Source organism: Streptomyces sp. FH025, from assembly GCF_017427025.1.
Classification (GTDB): Bacteria; Actinomycetota; Actinomycetes; order Streptomycetales; family Streptomycetaceae; genus Kitasatospora.
In genome coordinates, this window is the sequence record NZ_JAFLNG010001122.1 from 1 (window position 1) to 1,514 (window position 1,514).

At 74.6% G+C, this 1,514-nt stretch carries 1 protein-coding gene and 1 pseudogene; both read left to right on the top strand.

Going from position 1 to position 1,514, the window contains the following annotated elements; translation table 11 throughout:
• Window positions 1–360 (top strand): annotated as a pseudogene (locus J0670_RS37845) (hypothetical protein); the annotation flags it as partial.
• A gap of 202 nt (window positions 361–562) precedes the next feature.
• Window positions 563–1,405: a hypothetical protein gene (locus J0670_RS37850; protein ID WP_243438086.1), complete on the top strand. Its 843-nt coding sequence runs from the start codon at window positions 563–565 to the stop codon at window positions 1,403–1,405.
• Window positions 1,406–1,514: the final 109 nt, after the last annotated feature.

Below are 1,514 nucleotides of genomic sequence, written 5' to 3' on the forward strand. Positions count from 1 at the left end.
ACCTCGCAGGACGCGGTGTTCACCGCCGCCCGCTACCTGGAGTGGCTCGGCTTCGACGACCTGGAGCTGACCGAGGCCCAGGAGCGCGAGGGGGTCACCCTGCTGGGCAGCCGGATGGTCGCCCAGGTGGACACCTGGACCGAGCCCGCCGACGTGAAGTCGGTCGAGTGCCTGTGGCTCCAGACCCTGCACGCGGAGGAGATGGCCGCCGCGATGTTCACCCTCGCCGGGTACTCGCACCAGGCCACCGTGCGCGGCGAACAGCTGCTGGTCGCCCTGTTCAGCCTGGACCTCGCGGGCGTGCCGCAGCCCGCCAACGGCGCCGCCGAGGCCCTGATGGAGACCGGCTGGACCTCCTGACGGCCAACCTTCTTCACTAGATCATTTCTCCACCAAAAGCAACAACCTCCGCTCGTGATCTGGTGCACAAGCTCACCCCCGTGTTGAATTGCCGCCACAGCGCGGGCCTTTCGCCCTGCCGTCGTCGTGCGATCAGGTCGCGGCGGCAGGGCTTCAGGGGCAGGTCCGTGCCCTGCTGGATGGCGCACACAAGGAGGTGGCGTTGTCGGAGCACGGATGGGGCCCGAGCGGCCCGAACGGGCGGGGGCGGGCGGCAGCGGAGGAACCGGGCGACACCGTGTGGCGACTGCGGTCCCGGGGGTGCTGGCAGGAGGCCGCCGAACTCCTGCGACCAACCGCCGAACACGATCCGACGGCCGCCCTCGGGCGGGCCGAACTCCTCATAGAACAGAGCCTGTTCACCGCCGCGCACTGGATCCAGGCGGAGCAGGCGCTACGGCTGGCCGAGGCGGTGGCGGACGACACCGAGCAGCGCGCGGCCGCCGCCTGCGCCCGCGGCTTCCTCGCGTACGTGGCCAGCGTGCTCGGACCGCGCGACCGGCTGGACGAGGCGCAGGCCGCCCTCGGCCGCACCTCGGCCCTGCTGCCGCCGGACGCCCCGGGCCGCCCGCTGCTGGACTTCCGGCGCGGGCTGGTCGCCGAGAACCTGCTGCGCGACCGCAGCGCCGCCTGGATCGCCTACCGCCGGGCGCACGAGGGCGCGGGAGAGCGCGGGGACGAACTGCTGCGCTCCTACACCTGGCGGCACCTGGCCGCCCTGGCGCTCGCCCGCGGGGACCGCGGCAACGCCCGGGAGGGCTTCGACGCCTCGCTGCGGCTGCGCGAGCAACTCGGCTTCACGGTGGGGGTGGCGCCGGCGCTCGCGGCGCTCGCCGAGGTGTCCGAGCCCGCCGAGGCCTCGCGGCTGCGCGCCGAGGCCGCCCGGCTGGTGCACGCCCTGGGCGGGGTGCCGGTCTGGCTCGCGCGCCAACTGGGCTCCACCCCCACGGCGGGTCCTCCCCCGGACGGGCGCACCACCCGCGAGAGCCGAGGAACAATCAGCTAAGGTGAGCCTAACCTGGCCGGGGGGAGCAGTACCCCGGCCAGGTCGCCTTGCCGTTCCCCGGGCACCGCCGCGCCCCGGTCCGGCCGGGCCCGGCCGCCGCGGTGGCCGG